The organism is Carnobacterium sp., from assembly GCF_040274945.1.
Taxonomy (GTDB): Bacteria; Bacillota; Bacilli; order Lactobacillales; family Carnobacteriaceae; genus Carnobacterium_B.
The window spans coordinates 72,975-88,612 of the sequence record NZ_JBEMAR010000012.1 but is presented as its reverse complement, the minus strand read 5'-3'; the positions used below and the strand labels follow the sequence as shown (position 1 = coordinate 88,612).

The 15,638-nt window shown below is 35.2% G+C and carries 15 protein-coding genes; 11 read left to right on the top strand and 4 right to left on the bottom strand.

Annotation, left to right across the window (positions count from 1 at the left end; translation table 11 throughout):
• Positions 1 to 430: 430 nt before the first annotated feature.
• The 3 genes from ABS916_RS12270 to ABS916_RS12260 all read left to right on the top strand — a co-directional run bounded on the left by ABS916_RS12270 (position 431) and on the right by ABS916_RS12260 (position 3,921).
• Complete coding sequence (locus ABS916_RS12270; RefSeq protein ID WP_350452171.1) at positions 431 to 892, top strand: CtsR family transcriptional regulator; 462 nt, start codon at positions 431 to 433, stop codon at positions 890 to 892.
• A 25-nt stretch (positions 893 to 917) separates the two neighbouring features.
• Positions 918 to 3,410, top strand: coding sequence for an ATP-dependent Clp protease ATP-binding subunit (locus tag ABS916_RS12265; RefSeq protein WP_350452170.1), 2,493 nt, complete (start codon positions 918 to 920; stop codon positions 3,408 to 3,410).
• 103 nt (positions 3,411 to 3,513) lie between these two features.
• Positions 3,514 to 3,921, top strand: a complete 408-nt coding sequence (locus tag ABS916_RS12260) for a hypothetical protein (protein WP_350452169.1) — start codon at positions 3,514 to 3,516, stop codon at positions 3,919 to 3,921.
• Between the two features lie 68 nt (positions 3,922 to 3,989).
• On the opposite strand, the gene ABS916_RS12255 is transcribed toward ABS916_RS12260, so the two are convergent.
• Positions 3,990 to 4,853 carry a helix-turn-helix domain-containing protein gene (locus ABS916_RS12255; RefSeq protein ID WP_350452168.1) on the bottom strand — a complete coding sequence of 288 codons (864 nt, stop codon included), beginning with the start codon at positions 4,851 to 4,853 and terminating at the stop codon, positions 3,990 to 3,992.
• A 123-nt stretch (positions 4,854 to 4,976) separates the two neighbouring features.
• Between ABS916_RS12255 and tadA the strand changes: the two genes are divergently transcribed.
• Complete coding sequence (gene tadA / locus ABS916_RS12250; RefSeq protein WP_350452167.1) at positions 4,977 to 5,501, top strand: tRNA adenosine(34) deaminase TadA; 525 nt, start codon at positions 4,977 to 4,979, stop codon at positions 5,499 to 5,501.
• A gap of 37 nt (positions 5,502 to 5,538) precedes the next feature.
• Here the strand turns inward: tadA and proC are convergent, their stop codons facing one another.
• A complete protein-coding gene (gene proC, locus ABS916_RS12245; protein WP_350452166.1) occupies positions 5,539 to 6,351 on the bottom strand; it encodes a pyrroline-5-carboxylate reductase in 813 nt (270 codons plus the stop codon).
• Between the two features lie 153 nt (positions 6,352 to 6,504).
• Between proC and ABS916_RS12240 the strand changes: the two genes are divergently transcribed.
• The 5 genes from ABS916_RS12240 (at position 6,505) to ABS916_RS12220 (ending at position 11,252) form a co-directional block, all read left to right on the top strand.
• Positions 6,505 to 7,473: a tocopherol cyclase family protein gene (locus ABS916_RS12240; RefSeq protein ID WP_350452165.1), complete on the top strand. Its 969-nt coding sequence runs from the start codon at positions 6,505 to 6,507 to the stop codon at positions 7,471 to 7,473.
• Between the two features lie 17 nt (positions 7,474 to 7,490).
• Positions 7,491 to 8,021 carry a methylated-DNA--[protein]-cysteine S-methyltransferase gene (locus tag ABS916_RS12235; protein ID WP_350452164.1) on the top strand — a complete coding sequence of 177 codons (531 nt, stop codon included), beginning with the start codon at positions 7,491 to 7,493 and terminating at the stop codon, positions 8,019 to 8,021.
• A gap of 164 nt (positions 8,022 to 8,185) precedes the next feature.
• Positions 8,186 to 10,387 carry an anaerobic ribonucleoside-triphosphate reductase gene (gene nrdD / locus ABS916_RS12230; protein WP_350452163.1) on the top strand — a complete coding sequence of 734 codons (2,202 nt, stop codon included), beginning with the start codon at positions 8,186 to 8,188 and terminating at the stop codon, positions 10,385 to 10,387.
• 1 nt (position 10,388) lies between these two features.
• A complete protein-coding gene (nrdG, locus tag ABS916_RS12225; protein ID WP_350452162.1) occupies positions 10,389 to 10,949 on the top strand; it encodes an anaerobic ribonucleoside-triphosphate reductase activating protein in 561 nt (186 codons plus the stop codon).
• Between the two features lie 93 nt (positions 10,950 to 11,042).
• Positions 11,043 to 11,252 carry a YwbE family protein gene (locus ABS916_RS12220; protein WP_350452161.1) on the top strand — a complete coding sequence of 70 codons (210 nt, stop codon included), beginning with the start codon at positions 11,043 to 11,045 and terminating at the stop codon, positions 11,250 to 11,252.
• A gap of 108 nt (positions 11,253 to 11,360) precedes the next feature.
• On the opposite strand, the gene ABS916_RS12215 is transcribed toward ABS916_RS12220, so the two are convergent.
• Positions 11,361 to 11,891, bottom strand: coding sequence for a biotin transporter BioY (locus tag ABS916_RS12215; protein ID WP_350452160.1), 531 nt, complete (start codon positions 11,889 to 11,891; stop codon positions 11,361 to 11,363).
• A 29-nt stretch (positions 11,892 to 11,920) separates the two neighbouring features.
• On the bottom strand, positions 11,921 to 12,907 hold the full coding sequence (locus ABS916_RS12210; RefSeq protein WP_350452159.1) for a biotin--[acetyl-CoA-carboxylase] ligase: 987 nt from the start codon (positions 12,905 to 12,907) through the stop codon (positions 11,921 to 11,923).
• 211 nt (positions 12,908 to 13,118) lie between these two features.
• On the opposite strand from ABS916_RS12210, the gene ABS916_RS12205 reads away from it, so the two are divergent.
• Together ABS916_RS12205 and ABS916_RS12200 are read left to right on the top strand one after the other, a co-directional pair.
• Positions 13,119 to 15,077 carry an ABC transporter ATP-binding protein/permease gene (locus tag ABS916_RS12205; protein WP_350452158.1) on the top strand — a complete coding sequence of 653 codons (1,959 nt, stop codon included), beginning with the start codon at positions 13,119 to 13,121 and terminating at the stop codon, positions 15,075 to 15,077.
• Between the two features lie 41 nt (positions 15,078 to 15,118).
• Positions 15,119 to 15,637 (top strand): GrpB family protein, encoded by a 519-nt coding sequence (locus ABS916_RS12200; protein WP_350452157.1) that lies wholly within the window; start codon positions 15,119 to 15,121, stop codon positions 15,635 to 15,637.
• Position 15,638 lies beyond the last annotated feature (1 nt).

Here is a 15,638-nt window from a genome sequence, read left to right as displayed (position 1 = left end):
TAGAGCACTTGGTTTGGGACCAAGGGGTCGCAGGTTCGAATCCTGTCTTCCCGATAAATAATTTTAAAAGATAATTTCTCTTATATTAGAGAAATTATCTTTTTTTGTTTATTTTCTAAGTGAGTATGATTGCACACAAAGGGGATTTACAAGCAGAATTAGAAGAAAGTGAGTAGAGATGCTTTTCAAATCTTCTTATTTCTCGTATAATGAAAGTCAGTATTAGTCAAGAATGCTCCAGGTGTTAACTGGAAGCATCCTCCACTATTAATTTAATTTGCTTTTAGTAATTTTAAAGGTAAGCTAAATAATACGTCTAGTGTTAGGACTAAAAGAAAAGGAGTGTTACTAAAAAAACACCATTGCAATGTAGAGCATTTAGAGATAAGAGCTTTACCGTACATTAAAATGTTTTAGTAACAAGTACCCCATGCACAATCAAAACATGTCGGATATCATTGAATCTTATTTAAAAAAAGTTTTAGGTCAAGATGAACAAGTCGAAATTAGGCGTAGTGAAATGGCAGATCGATTTAATTGTGTTCCTTCTCAAATAAATTATGTGATAAATACTCGCTTTACTGTACAACAAGGCTATTTGGTTGAAAGTAAACGCGGTGGTGGCGGGTATATACGAATCATTAAAGTGAAATTGTTAGATGAAGCTGAAATGCTGGATATGATGATCGATATTATTGGGAAAAAGATTTCTCAAAAGAATGCTTATTCTATTATAGAGAGATTATTTGAATCTGAGATGTTAACTAAACGAGAGGCAAACATCATGTTAGCAGTAATGGAGAAGTCACTCCTAAATTCTAGCGGAGCAGATGAAAATGAATTAAGAGCTAAATTATTAATAGCTTTTTTAAACAATTTAAAATATGAGTAAAGTATAAAAAACGGAGGCGAAATGAATGGATGAATTATTTTCTGAAAAAGCAAGAATGGTTTTGATCATGGCGCAAGAAGAAGCAAAAGGATTTCGTCACCATTCTGTAGGAACTGAGCACATTCTTTTAGGATTAATTATGGAACAAAATGGTATTGCAGGAAAAACATTAAGACAATTTTCTGTTACTGAAATGGATATTCGTGAAGAAATTGAACACTTTACAGGTTATGGAACTATGAAGTACCTTTCTAAAAATGCGATTCTTCCTTATTCCCCAAGAGCCAAACAAGCTATTACGTTTGCAACAGATGAGGCAAGACGTATGGGATCAGCACTAGTTGGTACAGAACATTTATTGTTAGGATTATTGCGTGAAGAAGATATTTTATCTTCTAAGATTTTAAACAACTTAGACATTAATTTAAATAAAGCTCGTCAAATCGTATTGAAAAAAATCGGGTTAAGCGATGTAACAAATGGTAAAGGAAGAAAAGCCAAGCCAGCTGCTAAACCAGTTGCTGGTACACCTACTTTGGACTCATTAGCTCGGGATCTAACTGCTGTCGCAAGAGAAGGAAAGCTAGATCCAGTTGTTGGACGTCACAAAGAAATTCAACGTATTATTCAAGTTTTAAGTCGCCGAACAAAAAATAATCCTGTTTTAGTTGGGGAACCTGGTGTCGGTAAAACAGCCATTGCAGAAGGTTTAGCACAAAAAATTATTGATGGAGAAGTTCCAGCTGCATTAGCCAATAAGCGATTAATGATGCTAGATATGGGTTCATTGGTAGCAGGTACAAAATATCGTGGTGAGTTTGAAGAACGAATGAAAAAAGTGATTGATGAGATTTATCAAGATGGCGAAGTTGTCTTATTTATAGATGAGTTGCATACTTTAATTGGTGCTGGTGGAGCAGAAGGCGCAATTGATGCCTCTAATATTTTGAAACCTGCATTAGCTCGTGGCGAGTTGCAAACGATTGGGGCAACAACTTTAGATGAATACCAAAAGTATATTGAAAAAGATGCAGCCTTAGAAAGACGGTTTGCGCCCATTCATGTGGATGCTCCTTCAGAAGAAGAAGCTGAAGAAATACTATTAGGATTACGTTCTCGTTATGAAGAACATCATGGCGTTGAAATTACAGATGAGGCAGTACATGCTGCTGTTAAGTACTCATCACGTTATATTACGTCAAGACAACTACCAGATAAAGCCATTGATCTGATAGATGAATCAGCTTCGAAAGTGCGATTAGATGTTTCGAGTAAACCTTCGCCAGTTGCAGCGGCGGTTACAGAATTAGAAGCTTTGATTCAAGAAAAAGAAGAAGCTATTCAATTGCAAGATTTTGAAAAAGCAGCAAAAATTCGTTCAAAAGAAATGAAGCAACGCAAAAAAATCGAAAGTTTAATTCAAAAACAAGAAGGAAAAGCTGTTTCAAATTCCCTACAAGTAACGGAAAGAGATATTGCTGAAGTTGTCGCTTTATGGACAGGTATCCCAATTCAACAAATGGAACAAAAAGAATCAGATCGTTTGATGAATTTAGAAAAAGTATTGCATAAACGTGTAATTGGACAAGAGCAAGCTGTGGGTTCAGTCTCTAGAGCGATTAGACGATCTAGAAGTGGATTGAAAGATCCAAACCGTCCTATCGGGTCATTTATGTTCTTAGGACCTACAGGTGTCGGAAAAACGGAATTAGCTAAGGCACTTGCGGAAGCTATGTTTGGTAGTGAAGAAGCTCTAGTTCGAGTAGATATGTCTGAGTTCATGGAAAAATATAGTACGAGTCGTTTAATTGGTTCACCTCCCGGATATGTTGGTTATGATGAAGGTGGTCAATTAACTGAGAAAATTCGTCAAAAACCTTATTCAGTTATTCTATTTGATGAAGTCGAAAAAGCTCACCCAGATGTATTTAATATTCTATTACAAGTCTTGGATGATGGTCATTTAACGGATGCGAAAGGACGAAAAGTTGATTTCAAGAATACTGTGATGATTATGACATCTAACTTGGGTGCAACGGCATTAAGAGATGAAAAAGCTGTTGGATTTGGTACAGCAAATAATAAAAAAGATCATTCAGCAATGGAAAAACGAATCATGGAAGAATTGAAAAAAACGTTCAAACCTGAGTTTATCAATCGGATTGATGATTCGATTGTTTTCCATTCTTTAGAAAAAGAAGAGTTAACTCAAATTGTTAAATTAATGGCACACACCATTATTAAACGATTGAAAGATATGGATATTGAAGTCAAAATCACTCAAGCGGCTATTGATGTGATTGCTAAAGCGGGTTATGATCCTGAATATGGAGCACGTCCAATTCGCCGTGCACTTCAGAAAGAAGTAGAAGATCGATTGAGTGAAGAGTTATTGAGCGGCCGAGTTAAAATCGGCGATCAGGTCACAATTGGTGCTTCAAAAGGAACTATTCGGGTTTCAGTAAAAGACCTTAAAAAAGTAAACGAAAAATCGTTAACTACAAGTGAGAACGTATAATCTGATTGTTAATAAGAAAAGTAAAACATCTGCTATCTTTTAAAGATAGCAGATGTTTTTATTCGTGTTTTAATTTTCTTTCTGCTATGATAAAAATAAAGAAATGTCGAAAGGAAAGTGGCTATTTATGAAAAATTCAACTAAAGCTTTATTAATAGGAGTTGGAACAGTTGTTGCAGTGGGAGCAATTGTTGTTTCTTCTTCAAACATGGCAATGGAAAAAATCGAGTCTAAAATCAATCGTAAACGAGCAAGATACTTTGTAAAAGAAAAATTAAAAGGAAACGAAAAAGCAATGACTGTTGTAGATGACTTATCAGATATGGAAGTAGCGAACTTATTGAGTGTCGTAGACAAGGTTTCAGATTTAAGAGGTAGCGTAAGCTCTTATGGAGACCACTTCAAAGACACGACTAGTGATTTTAGAGATGCTTTCATGGAAAAAAAACATGATTGGAAGCATGAACTTAAACATCATAAAAAAGATTTAAAACATAAATTAAAAAAATAAAGTAATGATCATTCATAAAAAAAGAATACTCTTGCGTAACGTCATGACGTTACGCAAGAGTATTCTTTTTAGATTGTTAATAAGTAACAAAGAAGTAAATCATTTCTATTTTTTAATGAAAGACCAGATTCTTCATAGAAACGATCTAACCGGTATTGCAAAGTATTTCGATGGATAAAAAGATATTTTGCTGCTAAGCTGATATTTCCTTGGTTTAACCATATGGCGGTAATTAATTCTTTTGTTTCTGGATGTGAGGCTAAGTCTTTTTTTAAGTGTTGGATAATAGGACTTTTTGAGAGAGCATCTGAAGCATAATAACTAAGTGCAACATCAGGTAACGAAAAAACTTGTTTGTTTCTTTTGAGTTGATTAAAAAAGATAGCTTGCTCTTCTTTAAAAAAACGTTTGAAGTCTATAGAGATGGGCCAATGTTGCCCAATATAGCCGCTAGTTTTAGTAGAAAAATCATCATCTAAGGTTTGTAAGATTCCAATCGTTTCGTCTTGGGTAATTGAATAATCTGAATAGCGGTGGATTAATAGTCCATAGTGATCATTAATAAAGAAAGCCTCTTGTACATCTTTAAAGAAGCTTTTAAAAGAACTTAGCCATAGTTTCTTATCAAATCGTGTATCTTTTTTATTAATATCAAATTGAATAATTCGATATACACCGGTTTCGACAGGCAAGTGCAGCTGATCATCTAATAAAAAGTCAGACCATTTGGATGGCGTATTGCCTGCATTTTGAGTAGAAACAGTTTTGTTAAAAACAAGATAAAGTAATTTTATTTCTGAAGAGGTCAATTGTTTTTTATCAAAGTGAATCCATTGATTGTCGTAAGGAAACGTTAAGTAATTCTGATCATTTTTTGTGTCATTGGTTAAAAAGGCAGACGGGTAAATAGATTTAAACTGATTAAAATTCATAAAAGCACTCCTTTAAATGAAAACCATTACATTTAGTCTATAGTGCTATTCTATCATTTTTTTCATAAGTTTGTAGATAAATTATGCTATGATAAAGAAAAGAACAGGTGAAGGAATGGGAAGATGTTAACCACAGAAGATAAAACGTATTTTATGCAAGAAGCGATTAAAGAAGCTCGTAAAGCCAAAGAAAAATTAGAAGTTCCCATTGGTGCAATCGTTGTATTAAATGGAGAAATTATTGGTCGTGGACACAATAGAAGAGAAGAATCGAATGATGCAACGACACATGCTGAAATGTTAGCTATTCAAGAAGCCAACCGAAATTTAGGGAATTGGCGATTGGAAGAAGCTCAGTTATTTGTGACCCTAGAACCTTGTCCTATGTGTAGTGGTGCAATGATCTTGTCTCGGGTAAAAGAGCTTTATTATGGAGCTAGTGATCCTAAAGGCGGGACAGCGGGCACATTGATGAATCTACTGACAGATGAACGGTTTAATCATCAAATTCAAATTGAATCAGGTCTTTTAGAACAAGAATGTGGCGAATTGCTAAGCACCTTTTTTCGAGAATTAAGAAAGCGTAAAAAAGAAGAAAAGTTACAAAGAAAAGCTAAACAACTCAAACAAGACGACAGCCAAGTATAATACACGGTTGTCGTCTATTTTTGTTAAATTAGTTGCATTAGTGCTGCATCATATCTTGATCTTTTGTAATGACAGCTTGAGTTGCTTTAGTGATAGAAGATATAAATCCGGTATCTTCTAAGGTTAGAATCCCTTCAACGGTTGTTCCGCCTGGAGAAGAGACTTGGTCAATCAAATTCCATGGTGTTTCTGTACTGTCTAGTACCAATTTTCCGCTTCCAAGAACAGCTTGAGCAGCAATTTTGGTTGCTACGTCTTTTGGCATCCCGTTTTTCACAGCGGCCCGTGCTAATGAATCGATAAACAAAAAGACAAATGCTGGTGAACTCCCAGCAATCGCTGTAAAGGTACTAAAGTCTTTTTCGGGTAGTGCAATTGTTTCGCCAATCGCTTGAAACATATTTAAAACGAATGCTAACTGTTCCGGAGTAGTATAGTCATTTCCGCAAAGGGCAGTCATTCCTTCTTCAACTTGTGAGTTGAGGTTTGGCATTGCTCGTATAATAGGCGTTTGATTGCCTTCACTCAATAGTTCGGATAGCTTTTGAAGTGTTGTTCCAGCAGCAATAGAAACAACTACAGGTTGATGAGCAGCAATTTCTTCTTTTATATCTGCTAAAATAGTTGGAAAAACATTTGGTTTAGCTGCAAGTACTAATAAGTCAACTTTGGCTACTAATTCTTTATTCGATGAACAAGCTTGAGTTCCGGTTTCACCAGTAAACTGTGCCAGTTTTTCGGGAGTTGTATTGTGTACATAAATATCTTGATTCGAGGTATGGCCATTCTGTATCATTCCTTTAATAATGGCACCAGCCATATTTCCAATACCAATGAACCCTACTTTCATAGTCAACACTCCTACATTTTCATTTTCTTTATTTATTTTACCATAGATAGAGAAATAGTTTTATTTATCCCTTACAATAGCTAGGTAGAAGTGTATAAGCATTTAGTAGTATGATAGTATACAGGTATAGAAGCAGAAGTAGGGGGTTAGCTGATGTTTGACAAGATACGGAATCCAATTCTTTTTCAAGGAACGTTAACCAAAGAGAACTATTTTGAGGGCTGGTACTATAAACAAGTTTCAATAGACGAAAAAACCAGTATCAGTTTTATTCCAGGAGTGAGTTTATTTAAAGGCGATGAGCATAGTTTTATCCAGTATATCTATGTAGCGTTAACTGAACAAAATGAGCAGATTACAAAAACAGGATATATTCGGTACCGGTTAGATGAATTTAGTTATCAAGATAAACCATTTTTAGTTCAAATTGGAGATAATGTATTCACAGAATCGTTTATTTCGATTCAACTCAAGGATGAACAGCTAACTATTCAAGGGAAATTAATGTTAAATGCTTTTCAAGAAATAAAAAAGACCGTGCTTTCCCCTTCTATTATGGGCGGGTTTGCGTATATTCCAAAAATGGAGTGTTACCATGGTGTAATCAGCATGAATCATACTTTAAAAGGTTTCTTGAATATAAATAATCAAAAAGTCGATTTTACGAATGGAAAAGGCTACATTGAAAAAGACTGGGGTACTTCTTTTCCAAAGGAATACACATGGATACAATCCAATCATTTTAAAAAACCAAGTACTAGTATCTTTTTTTCAGTAGCACATATTCCATTTCATGTGACAACCTTTAAAGGATTTATCTGTGCTCTAGTAGTAGAAGATAAAGAGTACCGATTTGCAACATACAATAACAGTAAAATTAAAATAAAAGATCAAAAGAGTGATACAGTAACTATTTTTCTTGAGAATAAAGAATCTGAACTGACTATAAAAGGCACCATTACAACTGCTGGTGAATTGATTGCTCCAAAAGATGGCATTATGACTAAAGTGATAAAAGAAGGCTTATCTGGTGAAGTTGAAATTTTTCTGAAAGATAAAAAAAGTCAGACCGTGTATCAAGATTTTAGTAAACTAGCTGGTATAGAAATAGTAGAACCTTAAATGAAAGGGATGGAAAAATGGCAAGCGACCAAAAGAAAATTTTTTACAGTTTTTTTGACTACGAATTAGGAACGCTATCCTTAGCAGCAACTGAAAATGGGCTTTGTTTTGTAGGTTCTTTAAATGGATCCTTGAATGAAGTTGAATTAGGAATCGCAAGACTTTCCCAAAAAGCCACTTTAATTGAAGATGACATAAGACTAGAGATGTATCATCATCAGTTATTGGAATATTTTACGGGGTCTAGAACGTTGTTTACTTTTCCGATAGATGTTGATGGAACTCTTTTTCAACAGAAAGTGTGGGAGGCTTTAAAAGGCATTCCATATGGCGAAACAAAATCATATGGAGAAATTGCTACTCAAATTGGACAGCCGGGTTCTTATCGAGCTGTTGGAACAGCAATAGGAAGAAATCCGTTGTTGATTGTCGTTCCTTGCCATCGAGTGATTCATAAAAGTGGAAAATTATCTGGGTATAGAGGGACAGTAGAAATGAAAGAAAAATTATTGATGTTAGAAAAGACTACTTTAGCAGGGCCACTATGAACTAATCTAAAATATGGGAATCATGCATTTTTCAATGTATGATTCTTTTTTATGATCTATGAAAAGCGTAGACGAAATCGCAAGTTCCGTATATACTAGATATAGAGTTATGTTGTTTGAAAGAACTATATATAGTACTTAATAGAAAAAGAGGGTGTAAACGTATGGCATATGAAAAAGGCGTGCATATTTGTGAAGCATTGAACAAATATTCACTTAAAGTGTTGAAAAGAGATGGTCGTGAAGTTGAATTTAAGGAAGAAAAAATCTTTTCCGCGTTGTTGAAAGCACACCAGTCATTAGAAAAAGAGACCGATAAAAAAACGGTGCAAGAATTAAATGGAATTGTCACAAAAGTAAAAGAGGAAATTGCAAAACGATTTTCAGCAGATATTAAGATCTATGAAATTCAAAGTATCGTAGAACATACTTTATTAGATGCTCACGAACATGATTTAGCAGAAGCTTATCTACTTTATCGGTCTCGTCGTGATTTGGAAAGAAGCCAATCAACGGATATCAATTATGCTATTCACCATCTATTGCGTAAAGAACAAACTCTAGTTAATGAAAATGCGAATAAAGATAGCAATATCTTTAATACGCAAAGAGATCTTACTGCGGGGGTAGTTGCTAAATCTATTGGCCTTAAACTCTTGCCAAAACATGTAGCTAATGCTCATCAAAAAGGAGATATTCATTATCATGATTTAGACTATCAACCCTATTCTCCAATGACAAATTGTTGTCTGATTGATTTTAAAAGTATGTTTAATGAAGGGTTTAAAATCGGAAATGCAGAAGTAGAAAGTCCTCGCTCTATCCAAACAGCTGCAGCTCAAATGGCTCAAATTATTGCCAATGTAGCCTCTAGTCAATATGGCGGATGCAGTGCAGACCGAATCGATGAAGTATTGGCTCCATACAGCCGTTTAAATTATCAAAAACATATAGAAACAGCTAAAGAATGGATTATAGGTGAAGAAAAGCAGCAGCAGTATGCAAAAGACAAAACAAAAAAAGATATTTATGATGCTATGCAAAGCTTAGAATATGAAATCAATACGCTTTATTCATCTCAAGGACAAACCCCTTTTACAACATTAGGATTTGGGCTGGGAACAGATTGGTTCGAAAGAGAAATTCAGCGGTCTATCTTACTTGTACGCATCAATGGTTTGGGTAAAGAAAAAAGAACCGCTATTTTCCCAAAACTGGTATTTTCGCTTCAACGAGGGATCAATTTAAATCCAGAAGATAAGAATTACGATTTGAAAAAATTAGCTTTAACTTGTTCAACGAGAAGAATGTATCCTGATGTTTTGATGTACGATAAAATTGTCGCTTTAACCGGTAGTTTTAAAGCTCCAATGGGCTGTCGCTCTTTTTTGCAAGGGTGGACAGATACAGAAGGAAATGAAGTGAACTCTGGGAGAATGAATTTAGGTGTGGTCACTATGAATTTACCGCGTATAGCCTTGGAGTCTAATGGAAATATGGAGTTATTTTGGGAACTATTGAATGAACGACTACTGGTTTGTCGTGATGCACTCGTTTATCGTGTTCAACGGACAAAAGAAGCCACACCTGAAAATGCACCCATTCTATATCAGCATGGAGCTTTTGGGAAGCGACTCAAAAAAGAAGCTCATGTTGATGACTTGTTTAAAGACAAACGTGCTACGGTATCTTTAGGGTATATTGGACTATATGAAACAGCAACGGTATTTTTTGGACCTGAGTGGGAGAAGAATGAAGAAGCTAAAACATTTACTTTAGAGATCCTCAAAAAAATGAAACAGAACGCAGATAAATGGGGAGAAGAACATGGCTACCATTTTAGTGTGTATTCAACTCCAAGTGAAAGTTTAACCGATCGCTTTTGTCGTCTAGATACGAAAAAATTTGGCGCAATAGATAACATCACAGATAAAGAATATTATACGAATAGTTTTCACTATGATGTTCGTAAAAAGCCGACTCCATTCGAAAAAATTGAATTTGAAAAAGACTACCCGGAATTCACTTCTGGGGGATTCATTCACTATTGTGAGTACCCAAATATGCAACAGAATCCAAAAGCATTGGAAGCTGTGTGGGATTACGCCTATGACCGTATTGGATACCTAGGAACCAACACACCGATCGATCATTGTTACGATTGTGGATTTGATGGCGATTTTGATCCAACTGAGCGAGGATTTAAATGCCCAGAATGCAGCAATACGAATCCAGAAACTTGTGATGTTGTAAAAAGAACCTGTGGCTATCTGGGTAATCCTCAAGCTAGACCAATGGTTCATGGAAGACATAAAGAAATTTTAGCTCGAGTCAAACATATGCCAAATAATGAGGAAGAGAAATAAGATGAGAAATCCTAAACCAAAGGAGTGGCTGGCTAAAGATTACAGCCAAAGCCGAATCGCAGATTATAAACCGTTTAATTTTGTTGATGGAGAAGGTGTGAGATGCAGTTTGTATATGAGTGGGTGCTTGTTTGCATGCAAAGGATGTTACAATAAAATTGCTCAAAATTTTGCATACGGATTTGAGTACACAACAGAGCTGGAAGATACCATTATAGAAGATTTACGGCAACCTTACGTCCAAGGTTTAACGCTCTTAGGTGGAGAGCCATTTTTAAATACTCAAGTAGCAATTCCACTAGCCAAAAGAATTCGTTCTGAATATGGTGAAACAAAAGATATCTGGTCATGGACTGGATATACTTGGCAAGAATTGATGCAAGAATCTAACGACAAGTTAGAACTGCTTTCCTTGCTAGATATTTTGGTAGATGGACGATTTGAATTAGCGAAAAAAGATTTAACCTTACAGTTTAGAGGGAGTTCAAATCAGCGTATTATTGATGTACAAGCATCACTGAAACAGAATGAAATTATTCTATGGAAAAATCAGTTTATTTAAATATAGAAATGATCTATCCTTTATTTTTAGGGAGAAGTAGCATGAAATGAAGAGAATGTGCTACACTACAACTAGTTAAAGGAGCGGATAGCAATGGATGGAAAATCAAGAGCAAATATTAAAATTGATGGATTAGTCGATATTGTGTTAAAAAAAGATCAGCGCACGAATAAATTAACTAGAGGACATGTGAAACGCATTTTAACAAATAGTGCTCAGCATCCGCATGGCATTAAAGTAATGTTGAAAGAAGGAGACCAAGTTGGTCGCGTGCAAAAAGTCTTAACAGATGATACTAAATAATTAAGCAATTAAAGAGAATGAAAAAAGGGTACCAAGATAATGTGAATACATTCTCGGTGCCCTTTTAAGTTCGTGTAATACTTAATTTTAAAAAAATATTGTTCAGTATTAGTTGGGCAGTCGACGAACAAAAGGCTGCAAACGTGAACCAATAAGAAAAGCAAAAACAGCTTTAAGGATATCTCCTGGAATAAACAATAAAAATCCGGTTTTTAAAATAAGACTAGTGCTCATTGTTAAATGAAGATAACCTCTTACAATAAGGGCCATATAAGGCAATCCAAATAAATAAAAAATACTTGAACCAATGAGGAGAGCCCCTATAGCAGATTTTGTTGTAAATCCTCTGCTTTCTAAGAACCAAGCCATCACATAGGCTCCAACAATAAAACCAAATACAAATCCAAAACTAGGACTTAAAAAGGATTGGAATCCTTTAAAGATCAAGATTAAGAATAAATGCAATACTTGTGCTACAAAAGCTGCTCTTTTTGGTAAAATCAGACCCGTTAACAAGACAAATAATGTTTGCAGTGTAAATGGGACTGGCCCTAATGGTAAGCTGATAAAGCTGCTAATATAAGTTAATGCCGCCATAAGACTGCAAAAAGTTACTTCTCGTATAGTTAATTTTGACATAAGAGTCTCCTTTTAGATGCACCAATAAATTACTGGAACGGTTTTTTCATAACAATCTCTCCGTAAGACAACGTTCGTTGATGGCCATCAGCCATTTGGATTACTAGCCCTCCTTGAGAATCAATATCAATCGGAATAGCTTCAAATTCTTGTTTGCGTTCTTTAAAAGTAATCTTTTTACCAATGACAAAACAACGTTTTTTATATTCATCCAGAAAAGAACGATCTTCAATGGTTTGGTAGATCTCGTAGAAATGATTCGTAATTTCAGCCACTAAAAGATTGCGGTCAAAATGTTCGGTTTCTGCAGAAGAAAGAAGGGATCCTGCAATAGTAGTCAACTCATCAGGGAAACCAGCGGAAGGTTCTTTAACATTTACCCCTATACCGACAATCAATGTTTCTACTTTTCCACTTTCAAAATCGGAGATAGCTTCTGTTAAAATTCCACATATTTTTGTTTCGTTAAGATAAATATCGTTTACCCATTTAATTTGAGGTTGTTTAGTTGTTATTTTTTCAATAGCTAAGCAAACAGCTACAGCCGCAGCTGTAGTAACTAGAGCAGCATCAGCCATACTTAAATTAGGTTTTAGAAAAAAACTTAAGTACACCCCAGTTTGATTAGGTGAATAAAACGATTTACCTAATCGTCCTCGCCCGTTAGTTTGTTCTTCAGATACAACAAGTCCTTCGTGTGTAGAATCTAGCATGGCAAGTTTTCGAGCTTGGTTATTTGTAGAATCAATTGTTTTAAATGGATAAATAGGAAATTTTTGTAAAGTAGGTTGTAAATAAGATCTGATCGCATCAGTAGAAATAATATCTGATTTTAATGAAAGCCGGTAACCTTTATTTGTGACTGCTTCAATAATGTATCCTTCTTCTTGCAAGGATTTAATGCCTTTCCAAATAGATGTTCTTGAAAGACCCAAGCTATCTGCTAAGGATTGTCCAGAAATACTATTGCCTTTTTGTTGTTCTAATAAAGAAAGAATACGTAATTTTGTAGACATAAGTTCACCTCTTTTTTTAGTATAAGGGGTCAGAAATTTATTGTCAACTTAAAAAAATAATTAAGGTGACAATAGGTGAGATAGTATATAGTATTCATTTCTTTTAAGATGTAAAGGACAGGAGTAACGCTTGTTTAATCGCTACAAAAGTAGTAATATTAGAACATTCTACAAAAAAACAAAGACATACAAGAAATAAAGGAGAATAAAGATGCCTGTAATGAAATTAGAACACGTAAATAAATCATATAAAATTAATGGTGGAGAAAGATTTCAAGCATTGAAAGATGTTAATTTGTCTTTTGAAAAAGGAGAATTGGTTTCCATCATTGGAGAATCAGGTAGTGGAAAATCGACACTGATGAATTTAATCGGTGGATTAGATTCTGATTTTCAAGGTGAAATCGTTGTTGATGGTGATAATATCGGCGACTATTCTGAAAAAGATTTAGTACAGTACCATAAAGAAAAAGTCGGGTTTGTATTTCAGAGTTTTAATCTAATCTCGCACTTATCCGTTTTAGATAATGTAACCTTGGCTATGACGCTGTCGAATGTGTCGAAGGCAGAACGTGAGAAAAGAGCTAAGGAAATATTAGCTGCGGTAGGTCTGCAAGATCAGTTACACAAAAAACCTGATGCAATATCTGGAGGACAGAAACAACGTGTAGCCATTGCTCGTGCGTTAGTGAATGATCCTGATATTATTATTGCAGATGAACCAACTGGAGCGTTGGATTCTGAAACAACGGAGCAAGTCTTAGAAATGATCAAAGAAATTGCTGAAAATGGAAAACTTGTCATTATGGTAACCCATTCTGAAAGAGTAGCAGCTTATTCTAGTCGAGTTGTGACGATTGATGATGGACGAGTAATCAATGATCAAGTAAAAGATACCTTAACGGTTACAGATAATAAATACAAAACAAGCAAACCAAACCGTAATAAGAATTTGAGTTTGTTTGGAGCAATGAAATTAGCCTTGCTAAATATGAAAGAAAAGTTATCTCGTAATATCTTGATAGCACTAGGTGGAAGCATCGGAATTATGAGTGTTATTTTGATGCTTTCTCTAGGTAACGGAGTAAACGCCTATTTAACAGATACCATGAATAGCCAAGTGAATCCATTAGTTAGTGAAGTTCATATGCCAGATGAAGAAACTGGAAATCAGACAGATGTAAATGAAATGCAAGATCAAAATCCTATGTTAGGGTTATCTAGCGCAGGATCATTTGAAGCTGGAAATATTGAAGAATTATCTGATATTGATCATGTAGAGGCTGTTGAAGAAGGCTTTACTAATTTTTCTATTGGAACAAACAAAGCAACATTTGATGAAAATGCTGCTCAGTTTATGAGTGTAACAACTGTTTCTTCCATGATTACTAGTGCAGATATTATAGAAGGATCATTGCCTAAAGAGGGTGAAGTTGTGATCACTCAAAATATGGCTGATACTTTAGGTGAAGATCTTGTAGGACAGGATATTCAGATAGAAACAATTGTTAATGAAGAGCCCTTGGATCTAACAATGACGGTCAGCGGTATTTATGGTTCTGAAGGGGGATTAGACACGGTATATTTGACCTATGAGGATTTAAAATCATTTGTAGAAGAAGCTGGTGGCGAACTAAATCCTAATATCGTTTACCTTGTTTCAGATAATGCGGATAATACAGAGTCTATCAAAGCTGAAGTTGAGGATTTAAACTACAAAGGCTCCACAACAGAAGCAATAGCAGATACGTTTAGTCAAATGCTGGATATTTTTACGTATGTACTAGCAGGAGTTGCTGGAATTTCGTTAATTGTATCAGCTATTATGATCTTAACCGTTCTTTACATCAGTGTAGTTGAACGTACCAAAGAAATTGGGGTCATCAAAGCAATTGGAGGGCGTAAAAAAGACATTCGTCGTATTTTTGTATCTGAATCCTTCTTAATTGGTTTATTTAGCGGACTGTTTGGAGTTGGCATTGCTTGGGGATTATCATTAGCTGCTAATGCTATAAGTACAAATTACTTCGATGTTACTATTATTAATTTAACGCCAACGTATGCTGTGTCTGGTATTGTGCTAAGCATTTTCATCAGTATGGTAGCCGGTTTAATGCCTGCAGCAAAAGCAGCCAAATTAGATCCAGTAGAGTCACTAAGAAGAGACTAAGCTACATGTTCGAGAATTAAATTACAGGCAGGTGAGCAAAGGTGAGAAAAGTAGAAGTACTGGACTATCAAACAGAATGGCCACTATTGTTTGAAAAAGAGAAAAAAGTTCTTCATCAACTATTCCAAGAAAATAGCCATACGGTTTTTCATATTGGCAGTACAGCTGTCCTAGGATTAGCAGCAAAGCCGATTATTGATTTAATGCCTGTAGTTTATAACTTGCATCAAGTAGATGCATTGAATGAAGAAATGGAACAGTTGGGATATGTGGCAAAGGGTGAGAATGGTTTGCCGGGTAGACGTTATTTTGAAAAAGGCGGCGACCACCGCACCCATCATGTACACCTTTTTCAAATAGGCAATCAAGAAATTACACGCCATTTAGCTTTTCGAGATTATTTAAGAATGCATTCTAAAGAAGCTCAAAGGTATGGGCGGTTAAAAAAAGAAAATGCGTTACTTTATTCAGATGATATTGCTGCTTATATCGAGGCTAAGATGACAATGGTAAAAGAAATAGAACAATTAGCCCTACACTGGTATAAAACCACCAAATAAA

What these genes read in the sequence shown, in the direction of transcription:
- ABS916_RS12215 (WP_350452160.1), bottom strand. Translation starts at nt 11,891, where the DNA reads ATGTCAAAATTAACTATACGAGAAGTAACTTTTTGCAGTCTTATGGCG.
- ABS916_RS12220 (WP_350452161.1), top strand. Translation starts at nt 11,043, where the DNA reads ATGGATGGAAAATCAAGAGCAAATATTAAAATTGATGGATTAGTCGAT.
- nrdD (WP_350452163.1), top strand. Translation starts at nt 8,186, where the DNA reads ATGGCATATGAAAAAGGCGTGCATATTTGTGAAGCATTGAACAAATAT.
- nrdG (WP_350452162.1), top strand. Translation starts at nt 10,389, where the DNA reads ATGAGAAATCCTAAACCAAAGGAGTGGCTGGCTAAAGATTACAGCCAA.
- ABS916_RS12235 (WP_350452164.1), top strand. Translation starts at nt 7,491, where the DNA reads ATGGCAAGCGACCAAAAGAAAATTTTTTACAGTTTTTTTGACTACGAA.
- ABS916_RS12240 (WP_350452165.1), top strand. Translation starts at nt 6,505, where the DNA reads ATGTTTGACAAGATACGGAATCCAATTCTTTTTCAAGGAACGTTAACC.
- ABS916_RS12270 (WP_350452171.1), top strand. Translation starts at nt 431, where the DNA reads ATGCACAATCAAAACATGTCGGATATCATTGAATCTTATTTAAAAAAA.
- ABS916_RS12210 (WP_350452159.1), bottom strand. Translation starts at nt 12,907, where the DNA reads ATGTCTACAAAATTACGTATTCTTTCTTTATTAGAACAACAAAAAGGC.
- ABS916_RS12260 (WP_350452169.1), top strand. Translation starts at nt 3,514, where the DNA reads ATGTCGAAAGGAAAGTGGCTATTTATGAAAAATTCAACTAAAGCTTTA.
- tadA (WP_350452167.1), top strand. Translation starts at nt 4,977, where the DNA reads ATGTTAACCACAGAAGATAAAACGTATTTTATGCAAGAAGCGATTAAA.
- ABS916_RS12255 (WP_350452168.1), bottom strand. Translation starts at nt 4,853, where the DNA reads ATGAATTTTAATCAGTTTAAATCTATTTACCCGTCTGCCTTTTTAACC.
- proC (WP_350452166.1), bottom strand. Translation starts at nt 6,351, where the DNA reads ATGAAAGTAGGGTTCATTGGTATTGGAAATATGGCTGGTGCCATTATT.
- ABS916_RS12265 (WP_350452170.1), top strand. Translation starts at nt 918, where the DNA reads ATGGATGAATTATTTTCTGAAAAAGCAAGAATGGTTTTGATCATGGCG.
- ABS916_RS12205 (WP_350452158.1), top strand. Translation starts at nt 13,119, where the DNA reads ATGCCTGTAATGAAATTAGAACACGTAAATAAATCATATAAAATTAAT.